Annotated in this window: 3 protein-coding genes; 1 reads left to right on the plus strand and 2 read right to left on the minus strand. The window is 54.9% G+C overall.

What is annotated here, in order from left to right; genetic code table 11:
- Positions 1–7,558, minus strand: a 7,558-nt coding sequence (locus J7M22_01795) for an Ig-like domain-containing protein (GenBank protein ID MCD6505334.1), incomplete at its 3' end; no start/stop codon positions are given.
- A gap of 114 nt (positions 7,559–7,672) precedes the next feature.
- Positions 7,673–18,346 (minus strand): IPT/TIG domain-containing protein, encoded by a 10,674-nt coding sequence (locus J7M22_01800; GenBank protein ID MCD6505335.1) that lies wholly within the window; start codon positions 18,344–18,346, stop codon positions 7,673–7,675.
- Positions 18,347–18,627: 281 nt separating this feature from the next.
- Between J7M22_01800 and J7M22_01805 the strand changes: the two genes are divergently transcribed.
- Positions 18,628–18,826: transposase family protein (locus J7M22_01805; protein MCD6505336.1), on the plus strand; the 199-nt coding region annotated here is incomplete at its 3' end.

Genomic DNA, 18,826 nt, shown 5'->3' on the forward strand with positions numbered 1-18,826 from the left:
CCGCCACCTTGAAGCTCGCCGTGCCTCCCGTCGGATTGCTCACGCTCTTCCTCTGTCCGGCAACGTCAAAGACGACCTTCGCCACCTTCGACTCGTCCGTGAACGATACGCTCACCGTGGGCGTGGCGGTCTTAACAAGGCCCGTGGGCGAGTAGGCAATCACAGCAGGTGGGCTCGTGTCGGTCTTGACCGTGAACTCCCAGGAGAAGCTCGTGGATTTTCCGGCCTTGTCAGTCAGCGTCACCTCAACGGTGTGGTTTCCACCTTTCAGCTCAGCGCCCGGCGTGACCGAGGCGGTCGTCTCGGTGACGGTCGGATTGGCCAGCTCCTTGCCGTCCAGCTTGAAGAGGACCGTTTCAACTCCGGAGAGATCATCGGTATAGGAGATGTAGATCTTGGGCTTGGTGTTGGTGATGACGCCCTGGGGACCGAAGGATAAGAGAACGGGCGGTTTCTCCTCGCCTATGACGAACTTCACCACAGCGGTCGTCTCGTTGCCGGCCAGATCCTCAGTTGTCATCCTTGCCGTGTATACTCCGTTGGCCAGAGGCTTAACCACCTTATAGATCGCCCTTGTCGGCTCGACCGTCAAGGTGGCCCTGTCGCCGTCCGGGATCTCCTTCTCGCCGGATATCGGCTCATCGCCGGGCGAGTGTTCCAGCTTCGTCACCTTACCGGATGGCTCCTCCAGCTCAAAGGTAACCCTCTTGATACCCGAAGCATCGGAGTAATCGGCCCAGATGAGCGGCATCGTGGAGACCGTTGATCCTGCAGCGGGAGCGGAGAACTGAGTCAGAGGAGACGTGTTATCGACGACCACGCTGATCGGTCCCACCGTCACAGGGGGACTTGCCCAGAAGTGGAAGAGCAATTGATAGGTGCCGTTCAACCCCGCGGTATCCCATGTGAAGAACACATCCTTCAGGTCGGGGTTGTCCGACGTGGGGGTGATCACCCCGTCGATTGAGGCTATGACCGTTCCGGAGGAGTCGGAGATGTCCATACGCGCCTTTTCAACGAAGTAGGCCTGTATCTTAAACTCGGCCACGCCGCCGATCGGCTTGGGCTTATCCAGCGTCCTTTCAACCGGTTTGCCATTGGTGGTTATGTTGACTATGTTAACGGGCTCGACCGGTTTCTCCTCGATGTTGCGGATATTGCCTATCTTCACGGTCTTAGCAAGCGACGGATCGGCCACCTCGAGGTTATCGGCCTCGTCCTTGGCCAAGGCCTGGATTGTATACGTCCCATTGGGCAACTCATTGGAATCGGCCTCTACGACGTATGTTCCACTCTCACCTGCCGTCATCTCGAGTTCCGCCGCGACCGTATCGTCCTGTTTGACGTAGAGGATCACCTTAGAGAAGGTCTTCGGATCGGCCTTAGGCTTAGCGGTGATTCTGACCTTCGCGGAAACCCTATAGACGCCGTTTTCGTCCGGCGTCACTTCGACGAAATTGCCCTGGTCATCCTGAGCCTCTATCTTAACGATCTCAGTTCCGGTGACGGGCGGAACGTCATCGATGTTATCTATCGAGATCGTGGTGGTAGCGGGTTTTGCTTGCTCGACGTCATTCACATCGACGGCGATAGCCCTTATCATGTATGGGTTGTCGTCCTGCGTAGCATCTCGGTTTTCGGGTTCCTTGTTCTCGATCGTATCGGGCACCTTTGTGGTATCCCACGTGAGCGACCACTTGTTGTAGGTCTTATCGAGTTTGACCTCTTTGGCTCCGCCGAGTATCTTCTGGATGGCCGCCTGTATTATGGCGGGATCGGTCACCTCTTCCTCCGTAGCGGTCTCAATGATTCCTCCGGAAGGTCCTCCCTTGCTTTCATCGAGCGGTTCCCAGGTTTTACCGCCATCGCTGCTTATCTCGAAGCGGACGTGTTTGACCTCCGTTATCGTGCGGACGCGGGTGTAGGCGTTAAGCGTAACAGTTCCCTTCGGTGCGCCGCTATCGGGGTTCTTCTCGGGTGCCTCGACGATTATGGCTATGACCTCAGGCGGTGTCGGTGTGACGCCCTTATCGAGATTCATCGTGGCAGCTTTCGGTTTCAGGTCCACCGCTCCGAGGGCGTTGGTTGCAAGCGCTCGGACGGCTATCTTCATGCTATCGCTTACCAGCTCCTCGAAGTTGATCGGCCACTCGACCTCCAGCTCATCTCCCTCCTTCATGGATGTGAGCTTTTCGGGATCGAGCTCGACCGCATCCTTCCACACGTATTCCCCGCCCTCAGCCGGGACGATAGCATACTGGAGGACGCCGGAGGTTATCGGGTGCTGGGTACGTTTGGCCATCTTGATCGTCAGCTTCACCCTCTCAACATCGGAGAAGATGGTGAAACCTTCGGCATCGCCGCTTTCGTACGGATCGTTCTCATCGCCATCGCCGTTTATATCTCCGATGCTGGCCTTCACCACCTCGAGCCTATCGGCCTCGAACGGAACGACATCAAGTCTGACTACGGGGACGGTCACCTCCATGTTAAGGATGTCATCGAACGGTACAGCCCTCAACCAGAACTTCCCTTCTGGTGGCAGGAGAACCTCGGTAGAATAGACGCCCGTCGGGCCGAGTCGCAGCGGCGAAATGGAGAAGTAGGTAAGCATGCCGATCATCTTCTGCAGGTTGCTGAACATACCGCTTTGAACCAGCTCCATCAGCTTATCCATATCGAGTTTACCCGTCATCAGGTCGGTGAGCAGCTCCTGGATCTTCGCCAAGGCGAGTTGATCCTCGGGGGAGAGCGACTTTTCAATGGCGGAGATGGCTTTCGGATCGAGCTTTTTTAGATCCTCCCAGATCTTATCCTTGTTGGCCATCAGCTCATCCAGCACCTTCATCAGCGTCTCAAGCGTCGGATTTTCGGCCAGCTCCTTCTTCAGGTCATCGCTCAGGTGCTGCATTATCACATATCCCATGACGAACTCGGAGTTGACGGGCATCCACGGCATCGATGCCTGGATTTGGGGATCATCGCTGTAGTTGAGGGCTTGAATCAGCGCGCCGATGGCATCGGTGGCCGTGTAGGTGGCCGTAAGCTTAACGGTAGCGATCTCCTCCTTCGCCGCGGCCACGTATACGCCATCATCTCTCCTGTAGAACCCAGCGTTCCTTCCGGGCTCCAGCACAAGGCTCATCCCCTCAGCCGATGCAGCCGATCTGTCGAAGGTCAGAACTTTGCCCTTAATCTCGTCCATTACCCCGGCTGCTCCGCTCAGCTTGATCTGGAGCTCATATTTGCCGTCAGGAACCACGTTCGGACTTACATCGAAATGGGCAACCCACAGCGATCCGTCAGCGGGTGGAGCGGGGACTGTGAGGAATGAGACGATAAGCGGATCGGATTCCTCCTGCATCTGGGCGATTATCTCGCTTATGGCCTCTTGAACTTTGGGTTTAACCGCCTCGGATATCTTACCTATCAGCTCTCCCTGATAGGCAGGATCACTTCCAAGCTTATCGAGGAAGGTAGGCCCATATTTGGCTATCTCGCCGTTGATCGTGTTGACCAGATCCCCTTTGATCGCATCGACGATCTTGGCTATCAGCCCTCTGTCGTCGAACTGCAGATTTCGCGGATCAGGCATCGACCACCTATAGACATCCATGCCGATAACGGGCAACTTGAGGCTTGGGGAGATATGGACCTCGTAGAAGTAGTAGTAGCGTTTTCCGGGTGTGAGTTTAACGTCTGTCTTCCAGACATAGGTATCGTTCACCCTCTTCGGACTCATCGCCACCTGTGTGTAATCGGCCCGGCTGAGGGGAGCATCCGGAGAGTTCACGTCGGCCTCGGCATAGTAAAGGGTGACGCTTTCAAAAGCCGACTTACCCGCCAGATCCGATCCCAACCACCACGGCAATACCAGTAGGGCCATCTCCTCATCGAGCTGGAACTGATAATCGAAGCTATCCGTGACCTGCTCGATCGACCGCGGGGTTACGTTTGTCACTCCGACGAGGGTCGGCGCGACCTCTTCCACCCCAGGATACGGCACATTGAAATAAAGATCGAGTTTGTTTCCGGCGATTTTGGCATCCACTCCTTTTCTTCCGGCGATCACATCCGGATCGAACACCCCTCCGAGCGGTGAAGGGAGTATGGCATTGCCGAAGGTCTCCATATCCAGGCCAGCTGTGTCCTTGAGGAGCTGCGGTCCATCGGGGAAAGTCGGCAAAACAGGCGGGGTGATCACAACCTGTTTCTTACCGGTGAACGGATCGATATAATATCCGGTCGTCAGTATCTGCCTGATTAGAAGCGGTATGAACGGCCCAATACCGGAGATCTGAGCTGTCAGATCTTTAATGACGGCGTCGATCGTGTGCGTATAATAGCTCGAATTGATGGCGAGGCCGCCTATCGAGACGGGAAGCACCTGTATATCCTGAGTGATCATCCTATCGGCAAGCGTAACGGTGACGGGAACTAATCTGCTGAACCCTTTGACCATAACTTTGAGCGTGATCTTTTCACCCTCGGTCGGATTGGTGTCGTAATCGGTGTAAAGCAGGGTGTACTTACCATCGTCGCCACTCGTGGCCGAGATGTTCCTGCTTTCATCCGTCACCACCGCTCCTGAGATCGGATTCCCCTGGACATCCGTGATCGTGCCCGTTATCCTGAACTCGCTGGTGTGATAGGTGATGATATCTCCGAGCGTAACCTGAGTTGTGGATTTGTCCTCCTCGGTTATCGTATGTTCCACCGGATCGGCATAGGGGGTTTCGCCGTCTTTAGCGCTGACGATTTTCAGGGTGAGCTTATCCCCGGCGGCTATCCCATCGGCCTCCGGCTTTGTATAGACGAATCTGACCTTTCCTCCGACCACCGGCTGGGTTTTGGTCAAATCAGGATGATCGGATATGCTCACAACTGCAAGGCCCAATCCATCGGCGAGCGGGGTTTTACCATCGCCTTCGTAGACAGTAGCCGTGACTATCAGTCCGCCGAGGGTTATATCGACCTTGGCGACGCTCGCTTTCAAATCATCGCTCACGACCGTGTATTCCTTAACGCCAACGAGATTCCCCTCTTTCCTCACCTCAATCCTGATCAGATCCCCTGCGATGGCGGCGACGAAGTTATCGTCGATGAGATTCAACTCATATGCTCCGCTTTCATTTGTCTCCCCGGGGGATACGATCGTAAGCGGTCGTCCCTTCTCCTCGGCTGTGATGGCTTTTGCAATAACGCTCAACCCGGCCTGAGCGGGTGTGACCCCATCGCCTTCATAGACCGTGCCCGCTATTCTGAGGACACGCACAGCATCTATCGTCACGTTCACCTCGGCGTGTCCGTTTAACACCTCAGCGGCCGTGAGCTTGTGTTCCAAGGTGCCCGCTATCTCACCGGTTTTCGGGTGTTTGACGACGATTTCGATCGTATCGTTCGATCTGGCGACGACCTTCTCCGGTTCGAGGAAGACGTGATCGTATCTACCGGTGCCGTTTGAGGTGATCGTCGCGCTTACGCCCTCGATGTCCTTGTTGGTTATCGAGACGTCCCAGCCTGAGGCCGGCGAGGTACCGTCGGCGTAGTAGACCGTTCCCGATATGGAGAAGACGTTGCTCTCGACGACCTTTGTGGTGGTGATGTCCCATTTGACCTGGGTGGACTCTATCTCATCGCCGGTCAGGGTTCTGGTTCCCTTGAATATGACATCCCCGCCGGCGCTGACTGTAACGGTGGCCTGCAGTTTATCCCCCGTCTGGGCGACGTTCTCGAGGGCGAGGAGCACAACGTTATAGGTCCCGTCGGAGTTGGTCTCCACCGGTTCGACGGGCGTGAGGTAATCGTTGGGGCCAAGCCTGAGGTTCTCGATCTTCACCTGCCATCCTGCCGGAGCGGGCGTTACACCGTCGGCGTAATAAACGGTGCCTGTGATCGTCAGGACCGGTGTGGTTTTTGGCGGTGTGGCCAGGAGTTTAACCGTCGCTGTAGCCGATATCCCCGCCTTTTGAGCCGTAGCGACTATCGTCTCCTGCGCTTCCTCCCCTTCTTTCAATGCCAAAACCGGAGCGGTGTAGGTGCCGACATATGCCTTTTTCGACTCGTCGTAAGCGGCTTCTTCCGTCACACTTCCTTTGCCCTCTTTTACGGCAAACTTCACCTGTTCGTCGCTCACCGGATTGCCGAAGCTATCCTTGACGGTCACTATTACAGAGGCGGTTGCGCTGCCGTCGGCGACGATTCCGGTTTCGGGCAGAATTTGAACGGTGAGCTCAGCAGCAGAGCCGGCCTTGACGGTTATCTCGGTTTCCCCGTAGACCTTTGTGCTCAAGGCGGTCGCTTTCACCTTTACTGTGCCGGCGCTTGTTCCGGGGGTATAACTCACCTGGCATTTACCATCGGCATCGGTGGTTGTCTCCTGGGCGGAGAGGGTTCCGGGATCACTCAACTCGCTGATCAGCTCGAACTTAACCGCCTCATCGGGCACTGGATTTCCGGCCTTATCTTCCACGAGGGCGGTTACAGTTATCGTTTCTGAAGAGCCGGCGGTTATTTCCGTCGGCTGAGCCGTAAGCGTTACGACGGCTGGCGCCTGTGCCGTCATAGTGATCTCTGCGCTCCCCTTTTTGCCGTTAGAGGTCGTCGCCTCTATCGTAACGATACCCGCCTTAGTGGACGTGGTGGAGAAGGTTATCTTATAAGTGCCATCGCCCAGATTCTCGGCCTTTCCCAGATCCGTGGTTTGGCCTTCAAATATGGAGGAGACCGTCACGGTCTCATCCTTGACGTAATTTCCCTGCGAATCCTTAACGGTTATGATCACATCCGTTCCGATGGACTGGCCCTGCTCAGGCACCTGCAGTTTGGTCATCTCCGGCTCGACCGAAACGGTCTCAGCAGGGCCGGGAAGTATGGTGAGAACCGATGTAACGGATTTTCCGAGTTTTGCGGATGTGATCTTGATCTTGACCTCCCCCTCCAGAGCCGGCGAGGGGGCCGTGTATGTGGATCTATAAACCCCGTCCTGGAAGGTAGCCGGTGAAATGATCTTCCCGCCACCCTGCAGGACTTCAAGCGTGACCGTATCGTCGGTTATCGGATTTCCGCTTTGGTCTAAAACGGTCACCGACACATCGGCCTGTGTGTCCACACCGGCCTTCAGCACATTTGGGGTTATCGTAGCTGTGATGCCGGGGAGCTTGACGTCTATGATGATGGAGCCGATCTTCAGACCGAATCCCTGGAACTCAAAGTTAGCATCTCCCACGACTCCTGAGCTGTAACCGAGAATATCCCCCGTAGCGGGATCTATAACTTCCACCTTAAACGAATCACCCGATTCAACCACCGCATCTCCTGTCAGTGCGACGGTATATTCGCCGTTAGCATCTGTGGTTGCTGTCGTAAGGACACCTTCATCGAGCGTCATATCCCTGGACTCATTTGAAACTTTAACCTGATAGCCGGCCGCCGGTGTGCCATCCGCTTTAAGCACCTTACCAGAGACGGTGAATGTATCATATGAAAAGCCAAAGGCCGCCGCTAAAAACAGCGACAGAACAATCGCCAGGGTTGTATATGTCTTCCTCCTGCTCATATCAATCCTCCTTGCTCTTTATGGGGACGAAGGCGAGCTCGACATAAACTGGCTGTCGGGGATGAACTGACCACCCCGACAGCCATATCCTCTCTTCTTTTAGGTCCGCCCCTGTCACTTGAGGAGGACCATCCTCTTGGTCTTGACAAACGAGCCGGCCTGAATCTGGTAGAAGTAGACGCCGCTTGCCACCTGCTCGCCGAGCTCGTTCCTGCCATCCCAGTAGGCTGCCCTATCCCTGTTGAGGTAGTAGCCCGGTCTGAGATGGCCGAGATCTATCGTCCTGACCAGCCTTCCGAGGGAGTCGTAGATTCTGATCGTCACGTCGGCTTCCCTGGACAGCATGAACGGTATCCAGGTCTCGGGGTTGAAGGGGTTCGGATAGTTGGGCAGCAGGGCCGTCGCTTTGGGAACGGGTTTCATCGTCAAGTTCGTCACTAGCACGCTACCTCTGGCGATATCCTCCTCGGTGACGAGGTGCTTGACCGGCTCGGCGACGAACCGGCCGCTGGGATCGATCGCATCGATCCGGATCATATCGCCGGCCTTAACCGCCTTACCGCCCAGATCGACCAGCACGGCAGCGTAACGTCCTGTCTCATCGACGACGGTCTGGACGTTTCTGGAAGCGGTCAGGTTCTCGACCGTCACCTTGATCTCCTTCAGAGCGACGCCGCTCTCATCCCTCACGGAACCGCTGACGATCAGAACGGGGGCTGAGCTTGTATCCATATCGGCCGCGCTGAGATATGGAGATGCAGCACCTTCAGGCTGATTCTCCCACGCCGTTCCCTCAAATGTAGCCTCACCAGCAGCCTTGGCGAAGATCAGGTATGAAGCTCCACCTACCACCTTGACGAGAGATCTCTTGGTCGGATCGGATTTCAGGGTGCCGTTCTGTGACCAGATCAGCACGGCCAATTTTTCGTCACCGCCGAGCGTCTGATACAGATCCTCCAGAGTCATATCCTGAGCGGGCTTGAGCGGAACGGTGATCAGATTGAGACCCTGGTTGAACTTTACTATGCCGTCAAGCGCCTTACCGGTGAACTTGACCTGAGCGGCAGTGGCATCCTTGGGCCTTATAATCAGCAACGATTCACCGCCGACGAGATCCGTATCGTTCAGCCATCCCTGAGGTGTCTCGACGGAAGCGACGAACTTGCCGTTTTCGTCGATTCTGATCACGCTTGTCACGTTTCCGATCGCGCTGGCGAGTTCGCTCAGTTTCATCGGGGTATCGAGCTTGAGCGGTACGCTGACGAGGCTCAAGCCTCCTCCGACCTGCAGCGTGAACTCAACGGTGTTCTTAAGCTCTATCGAGATCTCGCTCGTAGCCTCATTTCCGTATTTGTCGACCGCCTTGACGATCGCCATATAGGTGCCGTTAGGAGCCGTGTTCTCGGCGGAGATCGTCACGTCAGCGGTGAAGGTTCCGGGCGTTTCCGTCGATTCAGTCAGAGCTATCAGCTCGGTCACGGTCGAATCCAGCCCACCGAGATCCACGGTTACGGTGGCTTCGGGCTCGGTTACGACGGTGAAGGTGATCGTGTCGCCGTTCTTGACCGTTGTGGCGCTTACATCGGCAGAGGTGATCTGGACGGTAGCGTCCACGTTCACCTTATCGGTGGCTTCGGCGGTGGAGACCTTTCCGGAGGCAGAGGTCATCTTGACCGATACGACGGCGTCCTTGGCGTAGTCACCCGTCTTGACGGTATAGGTTCCCTGCCAGGTCTCCGTTTCGGCGCCCTCGACCTTGCTCATCTCAGCGTCGGTGACCAGGTCGCCGACCGAGAAGGTCCCGGAAGCGACCGAGCGGTTCAGGGTAACTGTGACGGTTATCACGCTATCCTTAATCGCAGTGCCATCCTCGGCTGCACTGGTGATCTCAACCGTAACGCTCTTGATCAGCGACTTATAGGCGAAGTTGGTCTCCACGACGATATCACCCACCTTGACCAGGAGCTTAGTGCCGTCGTCGAAGGCTTTGGGGATGGTGATCGTCGCCGTAAATGCTCCCGTATCATCGGTGGTAACCGCAGTTTCGGGCGTGACCTTGTTCTCATCGGCAACCGTTCCGAAGTAGAACTCCACGGCGGTGTTGGCCGGGAATCCAGCACCCTCGACCGTGACGGTATCTCCGACCTCGCCTTCAGTTGGAGTGGCCGTTGCTGTAGCGGTTATGATCTGGATCGATCCGGTGGCCTCTATCTCGCTCGTGGCTCCGGTGACGGTGAGCGTGTAGGTGCCTTCGGCCAGATCGCTCGGCAGGGTTACGGTCGCTGCAAACGTCCCTGTTTCAGTGGTGGTACCGTTGGTGACGCTCTCAGAAGGTATATCCTGAGTATCGATCTTGAACTGGAGAGCCTCGCTTGAGCCGAATCCGTTTCCTTCGACTGTCACCTTGGCACCTGCGATGGTGGATGCGGGCGTGATCTTGGTGATCTGACCCTTAACCGTCAGGGTTGCTGGTTCGGCGGACTGGATGGTCAGCACGCCGATGGTCTGAACGACCGTCACGTCGTGATCGCCTCCCAGAGTACCTTCGGGAACGGCGACCGTGGCGGATATGCTGCCTGAGCTATCGGCCGTTGCGGTTCCGATCTCCGTTCCATCCAGCTTGATCGATGCATCCGTGCTGGGCATGTATCCGGAACCGGTGACCGTGATATCCTGTCCTACAGTAGCCTCGGTTAGGCTCACGGCAACGATCGCCTTGACGGTGAACACAGCGGAGAGGTTGGCCACTTTGCCGAGGGTGATCGTGACGGATTGGCCGCCGATCAGAGCTAGGTTAGTTCCTGCAACGGCGTCGGAAAGCTTGAACTGGACCTTGAACCTGCCGTTGGAGTTGGTGACCAGCTCGTTGCCGCTCAAGCTACCCTCTGTCACCCAGTCGAAATGCCCGGCGAGGTCGACCGAGATGGTCGTTCCGAAGGAGCTTAATCTGAGTTCACCGATGTTCTCGTTGGCCTTGGCGCCGGAGGCTCCGACGATCATGCCGTAGATCGTCACATCGGTATCGACCGGTCCTTCGGTCGGGGTGACGACCAGCCGGGAAGTCTCAATTCTCACGGTGACGAAGCTCACGTTTCCGGTTTCAAGTCCGGACGGCGAACCTTTGATGTTGATCAGGGTATCGAAGCTCGCCTGAGAGTAAGCCCTATCGGGTATGGCGAACCTGATCTCGAAAGTTCCATCGGCGTTAGCGGTGCCGCCGGAGAGGATCGTCACGGATTCCATTTTATCTTCGCTTTCTCCGAACTCGACGGTCAGCGTATCGTTAGCGCCCATGCCGTTACCGGTGACGGTAACGATGGAGCCGATCGTGGCTTCAGTTGGCGAGAAACCTGTAATCTTCGGATTAAGCGTGAAGTTGGCCTGCTTGGAGACCGTCTCGCTTCGAGCTTCAACCACTTTAACGCCGCCGGGGATGCCCTCCGGGACTGTGAATGAGGCTGAGAAGCTGCCGTCATTTCCAGCGCCCTTCGTCAACATCTTCGATCCGGCGAAATAGAGGTCAACGGCCTCACCAGCTTTAAACGTCGCGGCGGGAGCGGTGACGGAGACCTGGGTTCCGATATTGCCTGATGTCGGATCAACAGTTATCTCACCAGCGCCGGGCTGGATCACGAGCTTCTCGCTCTTTATCTCTATACCGGCTTGATAGGCATGGACATAAGCATCATGAGGAGCCATGGACGGAACCGTGATTGTAACAGGACCGAAATGACCTCCGGAGCTAACATCGATGTTAGTCGCGACCGTTTGAGTATCAACCTTAAGCGTTACCGTGCTGTAGGGTCCTCCCGGATCGAACCCATAACCTTCAACCACGACATCCGCGCCGGGCAGTGCGCTCGACGGACTCAACCTCAGATAGGGTTCAACCGTGAATGTAGTAGACCGATTTGTATGGCTATCGGTCGGGCTCTCAACGCTGATCGTCTTAGCCCCTCTCGTTATCTCAGCCAAGTCGAACTGCGCTGTGAACGAGCCATCATCGGCAACCTGAACCGTCTTTGAGGTGGCGCCGGTGAACTTAACCGTCAGGTTATCGCCGGCGATGAATCCAGAGCCGACAATCGTCACGGGTCCATCGGCGTAGGTGCCTTTGAGCTGGTTATCCTTGACCGGGGTGACGCTGATCTTACTGTTGATCTTGAAGTAAACGGGATAGGAGGCTTGAGCTCCGGTATGTCCTTTAACCGTGATCGTGGCGTTGCCATAGGGATGATCAGGTACGGTGAAGGAGACCAGGAAAGTTCCATCGGATCTGGCGGAGCTAAGAGCATTGGGCACCTGTTGATCGTCGAGCCAGACCGTCAACTGCTCGCTAGCGCCGAATCCCGTTCCGGTAACATCTATGGTATCGCCTTTGACGCCACTAAGCGGGTTGACAGATGTGATCTTCGGGACGATCGTGATCGTGGATTCTGTGGATTGTTTATCGGTATTGCTGGCTTCAGTCCAAACCCTGACCGTCTGTGAGCCACCAGCTATCACGGGCACCACAACCGTCCATTCTTTCTTGCCGTCGCCGCCAGAGGTGGCTCCTGTGACATCCACGCCGCCGATTTTAGCCTTCAATGTTACATTGGCCGGGAACCCTTGAACTCCTATCGTCAGGATATCTCCAACGTGAACGGTCGACGGACTTAGTTTGACAATTGTGGCGTGGCCAGTCTCTTTGAACTCAGCGCTCGCCAGATCGTTTTGGTCGGACACGGTGTATTTGCCCTCAGGCTTGTATGGGACTTTAATCTCGACGGCGAACTTACCGGCGGAATTGACTTTCACCTTCTTATCGGAAACCGAACCTACCCCGGCGGATCTGATGTCATCGACATTAGCCCCGGCGAATTTTATCCTCCCGATCTCCTGATTCGGCTGATATCCCTTACCCTCGACCCTGATCCACACATCGTTAGGACCGCTGGATGGGCTCAGGGAGATGGAAGGCACAACGTTTATGGAACCGACCTGCGCGGGGGTGATATTCGTCACGCTGATGCTATAACTTCCGCCGGGAAGATCGGGAACCGTGAACTTAACCTCAAAGGCACCGTTGCCGTCAGTCGTAATCTGGTCGAAGATCACCTGGCCAGCGCCGATATCCGTTAACCCGGTGATTATCCTCTCTCCCAGCTTCAGGTTACCCACGTTGTAGTTCGCGGGGAAGGAGTAACCTCTGACCTTGACCTCTTTTCCTATCTGGAAGTTGGTCCCCTCAGCAAGGATCCTGCCCACGTTCTGATATGCCGTGGCGGCCTTCGAGTAGACGAACTTCTGCGGATAGGTATAACCGCCGAGCGTGACGTCCATCGGGCCTTCGGCGGCATCGCCCAGATTGAAGGTGACGTCGAACTTGCCGTCGCCGAGGTTATCGGTAATGGAAGGAGCTCCGGGCAGCGAAAGCGTGTAAGCCTGTCCGTGCATCAGGCCGTTGCCCTGAACTCTGACAGGCGTTCCCTTATAGCCGGTTGTCGGTGAAACAGCGGTGATCTTCGGATGAACCGTGTAGCTTTCATCGTTCGAGGAGAACTGACCTATAGCCCTGACCGACCTGTTGCCGTAAGCGCCGTCCGGAACAGGGAAGGGCACATCTATCTCGCCGTTGCCGTTGGCTGTGGTACTGGTTCTCAGCGTCCCAGCCTCATAGATGCCGACGTTCTCCCCGGGGATGAATCCATAACCTTTCACCCGCACGCTGGTGCCGACGTAGTAGGTGGTCTCGCTCTTCTTGTAGATCTCGATCCTAGGCAGAATGGTCAGATAGGCGTTTGCCGATTCACCGCTCGATCCGGTTGCCCTGACCTGAACCGTGCCGCCGGGCTGGCTGCCGATCTCATCGGAAGTGCCGGTGAACGCTCCGTTATCGCCGGCTGAAACCTTTATGTCTTTAGAACCGAGAACGACGTGGACGTCTCCCTTCGAGAATCCATGACCGGTATAGTTGAACTTGGTCTTATCACCCCTGGTATCCGTAACTCTGCTAACCGTGAGGGACGGTCTCATCTGGAAGGAACCGGTTATGGTGTTCCCCGCGCTATCCTTGACCTCAGCGCCGTCAACTTTGATCTTGACCGTCTTGCTGCCGTATTTCTGATCGCTGACTGCCACCGTCTTATCGAAGGAACCGTTGACGATATCACCGGTGGTGAAGGCCTGAGATTGAGATCCAAAGATCAATTCTACAGAGCTTGTAGGCTGAGGCAGACCGTCAGCTTTAACCCTTAGACTGGTACCGTAATAGACATTGGAAGGACTAACCGAGATTATCCTGGGCTCGACGGTAAAGGTCTTGGACGCAGAACCGCTCTCAAAGCTAGCCTCTACGGTTTTCCCGCCTTTGAACTTGGCCGGAACCTTGAAAGAGACCTGGAAGACGCCGTTTCCGTCTGAACGTATGGCCTTATACGTGCTGTCTTCATATCTCAGAGAGCCAGCACCTTCGTCCTTCAGGTCATAGGTCGAACCGGGAACCACCGTGGAGCCATCAAACCTGAGCGTTATATCCTTACCGGGCTTATAACCCTTACCCGTCACGTAGATTCTGGTCCCCACATATCCCTTATCAGGGGATATAGAGATAACAGGTTTAACCGTGACGTTGGTGCTGCCGCTTGCAGTCGAGAGGGTGACGGACTTCGAGCCATAAGTCACATCCGGGACGGTGATTTCGACCTCGAAGGCGCCGTTTGCGTTGGCCGTAATATCGCTGCTGACCGTGATGCCGCCGAACTTCACCTGTCCGAGCGATGCGCCCGGCGAGTATCCCGTGCCATAGATTTTGATCTTCTGTCCGGGCGTCGCCTCACCGGTAGAGGCATAGAGCGTCGGGCCGCCGCCGGAGTAGATGAACGCCTTGCTGGCAGACCGACCACCTATGGTAGCAGTTATCGAATACCTGCCTATCGGCAGGTTGGGCTGCATGGTGATCGTCTTAGTGAAATCGCCGTTCCCATCGGCATGGATATCGGCGATCTCGACACCGGCATAATAGAGCTTTCCATCGCCGGAGGGGAATCCCTTACCCTCGATCGTGATCACCGAACCCGACTTACCGGTGGGAACTCCCGTGCCTGTCGTACTGTCGGAAACCGTTATGAACGGCTTGATCTCCAGCGTACCGGCAGATATGGACTTGTCGTCCTTCCAATCATCATAGTAGATTCTCGTCTCATAGTTGCCATAGACCACGTCGGGAACTACGAAGCTCAGAGAGAAGGAGCCGTTGTCATCGGTCACAGCGTTGGAAACACCTGATAGCTTCTTTCCGCCGAACTTGACGTTCAGGCTTATATTGGCCTCGAATCCGGTTCCCTGGACGTTCAGCGTCTCCCCAACATAGACCTGAGTCTTATTCCCCGTGCCGTGCTTGTAGCTGGTAACGCTCTTTGATATCTTCCTCTCAACTTTAACCGTTTTCTTAGCCGACGTAGCTGCCTGTCTTGCTACGAGATCGTGGTTGCCATATGGAGTGGCGGGTATCTGGACGTTCTCCGCCTTGAAGTAACCGCTGTCATTGACACTAGCCGTTGCTATGCCGGTATGCCCGGCGTAATCTATCGTGACGCTCCCCGGTTCAAATCCCCATCCTTCAACGGTGATCTTGTCGCCCACATAGACGGTAGAGGGAGCTGAAATTTTGCTGGTGACTCCGAAGGTGAAGATGTTTCTCTCAGAGTTATCGGCTATGGTGACCACAGTGGAGCCATGTCGGACATTCGGCACTGTGAATTTCAAGACGTATTTTCCTATGCTAGAGTCGGTTCCCGCATCGAAGGTCGGTGTTATATCGGTTCCGCCGAAGTTCACGCTTACAGCGTTCTGATTTATGCCATACCCTTCAATCGTAACCAAGACCTCAGTGCCATAGGGCCCGCTGAGTTTGGAGATGGACTTTATCGAGCCGTGCACGGTGAAGTTCGCCGTGACCGGATAAACCTGCGGCCGTTCGGTGTAGGAGAGGAGCCCTCTGGCGCTGAACGTCTTTGTGCCGGCAGGCTGGTTCTCTATCTTCTTGGTATACTCGAAGTAGCCGGTGTTGTCCGTCACATCGCTGCCGATGTAGCTTCCGTTCATCTCCAGCCGGACGTTCTCGCCCGCTTTGAAACCATAGCCCTTGATCGTTACCTCAGTTCCATTATATCCGGAAGAGGGCGTAAGCGTGATCTTCGGGACGATAAACGGGCCATCTACCTCAACGGTACCGCCTCCAGCGGAGCCCACAACCTTTATCTTCGCTCTGCCGAAAGGTATCTGAGGTATGACGATATCTTTAATATCGGCCGTTCCATCTCCTCCCAGTGACTGACCGGATCTGGCAAGGACACCACCAATATAGATATCAACCGTGCCGTTGAACCCCTTAACCTTGATCTCGATTTTATCTCCGACCTTCTGATCGCCTGTTGGATATGAGGTTATGCTCCCTTTAACGTCGAAGGGTACTGAGCTATTAGCTAATCTGATGTAATGTCTGCCACCGGGAACGGTGGGGACCCAGAACCTGATGGGGAATCCCGTCACGTTCGGCTGCTCGCCGGGATCGACTACGCCATCTCCATCGGTGTCCGTCCAGTCGGCCACACCGTCGTTATTGACGTCAACGGGAATCAGGGTATCGTCGAATCTGAGATCGCCGAAATCACCCGTCACATCAAATCCATATACTGTGATCTCCTCTCCGACCACACCCTCTGATTTGGACAGGCCGGCTATCGGCTCATCCGTGCTCCGGCTTACGACGGTGTAACCGGAGAGGGTTTTCGTCTTATCTCCGCTATCGACTCCACCACCTTCGACCACCAGATCGACGGTATTGGAAGCCTGAGCTATATAGGGCACATTGAAGGTTTTAGGGAAGGAGCCTTTATCGTTCGCATTGCCTTCCCAGACCGTAACGCCACCGAAGGTTATTTTGATGCTTCCATTGGCGGCCCACCCCTTACCAGTGACGGTTATCGAATCACCAACTCTGATGGTGCTTGGTCCGGGGTTCGCCGAGATGCTGTTAACGATCTTTATCGCGTCATCCTTAGAGGCCGATGTGAGCGACGTCAGTCCGTATGCGGTGACGTTCTTTTTGCCGTAGGGAAGCTCCGGAACGGTGACGGTGAAGCTTTCCTTTACGCCGTTTCCATCGACCTTGACCTTGGCAGCCTCAACCCCGGCTATCCTTATGCTCACGTCCTCATTGGGCGAAAATCCCTTTATCTTAGTGATCGTAAGCGCCTCTCCCACGTGAATGGAGACATACGCAATCGATATACTTGGCGTCACAGTGAATGTAGCCCTGACATCGGGTCTTTCTGAGGTGAAGATATTCCTGGCTCCACCGGGGATGTTGTCGGGTATTACGACCTCTATCGGACCGAAGCTCCCGTTTTCATCGGTCATAGCTGTGGCATCCGCGCCGTCCGGTTTCTTCATTCTATTTTCGGGCCCTAACGATCCGAACTGGATATATCCAAGATCGGTATTGGGATCAAATCCGACTCCGGTAACTTTGATCGTGCTACCGGGAGCCCCGCTGGACTTGCTGAGAATCACCCTCTCAGAGGTAACGGGCGAGGAGTACAATATCGTGTAGGTTGCATCGGTAGCCGAGACACTTCCCCTGGCTTTAACCGTGAAATAGCCGCTCTGCGGGAAGGCCTTGAGTGAAAAGGTTTTCTCGAACGTTCCATCACTTGTAGCAGTTGCCGAAGCAACTGACTCGCTCTCAACATATATGCTCACGCTGTCCTTGTGATCCTTATCAAGCCAATAGAAGTTATGCCCTACAACCTTCAGCTCATCGCCTATTGTGAGGACCTGCCCTGACGCATCGACCCAGTTATTACCAACTTTAGCAAATACCTCTATAGTCGGATCTATCACGATGGTGGAAGGAGCAGGATAATCCCCGGAATAAACTCCATAGTCGCTGACAGTCGCTTTGACAGTTATGCTGGATTTCCACGGTTGATCCTCGGTTATCTGACAATCAATACTGAAGTATCCCTTATTATCAGTGGAAGCAGTGTACGATTGAGCGCCGACTTTCACGGTAACGCTACTGTTTGCCTTGAACCCTTTACCTACAACAGTTACAGGATCGCCATTCCTCTTATAATGCTTGACCTGATCCGGCTTCACGAGCTTTGGGATAATGTAAATAGGATAGGTCGCGATCGTATTTCCGCTCAGCCTGAGCTCGACAACGTTGTCAACGAGATTGCGGTCGAAGGGGAGGTTTCCGACAGTGGCGCTTACGGTCTTGCTGCCGTTCCCGCCCGGCTTGAAATCACCCGTCTCCTGTGGATTTCCATCATCCTTCTTACCTATTCTGATCTTATAGTTTGTATCGGCCTTAAGCCCTGTTACTTTAACGCTGATGGAATCTCCTACATGCACAACCGTGGGACTGACGGATTCGATCTTCTCATTAAGGGTATAGTTCGCTGTGACGCCGAAGACCTTGACCTGAACGGTTCCACCGGTATGTTCAGGGACAATAAAGGAAACCGAGAAGGTGCCATCGCTTTTGGTTTTAACAGCATCACCTTCGATATCGCCGGATAGGTTATGAAGCGATCGGGTGATCGTGATTCCGCCGAAGGTGAGATTTCCGATCACCGTATTCGGATCAAAGTTAGAACCCTCCACAGTCAACATCTCTCCCACCGTTCCCTGGGTGGGATTCAAGGTGATGGAAGGGTTCTGCGCGTAGCTCATCGCCCCAAAGGCAACAAAGCCCAATAGGGCAGCCAGAGCTATCAGTTTCAGACTGATTTTCATCCACCTACCTCCTTTTTTGTTAAACTTCCCAAGCTCTTTTCCTCCCCCCTGAGGGGAACCAACTGATGAAAACTTATCCCTCTCCTCCATCTCATCTCTCTCCGATGATTCTGAAGATGACCACCTTTTCAAAGGGCACAACGCCCCTCATGAAAACTGCGATTTAAAGAATACAACAATCCGAAGAGGATGTCAAGTGTAAAGGTCCGCCTGTAGGGCTTTTCAATGATTGTATGATTTAGTATACTATCACAAAGACCACCAGGAAGGAGGTGAGAAAGATGCTCGTGGCAGGCCGATATGTCCATCCCAACAGCTTATTCGCCAGGCTGTCCAAAATAACCGACTACCGCTTCTCCCGGTGGAGGATCTACCCTCTTAACAAGATATCATCACTGCTTATCCTGGCATCAGTCTGTGGTGAGAGATCGCTAAGAGGGATGTGGCTTTGGGCGGTGAACAGATGGGAGGAGGTTAGAG

It is taken from the genome of Candidatus Poribacteria bacterium, assembly GCA_021162805.1.
Lineage (GTDB): Bacteria > Poribacteria > WGA-4E > B28-G17 > B28-G17 > JAGGXZ01.

Coding starts and splice junctions, on each gene's coding strand:
- J7M22_01800 (MCD6505335.1), bottom strand. CDS start 18,346: ATGAAAATCAGTCTGAAACTGATAGCTCTGGCTGCCCTATTGGGCTTT.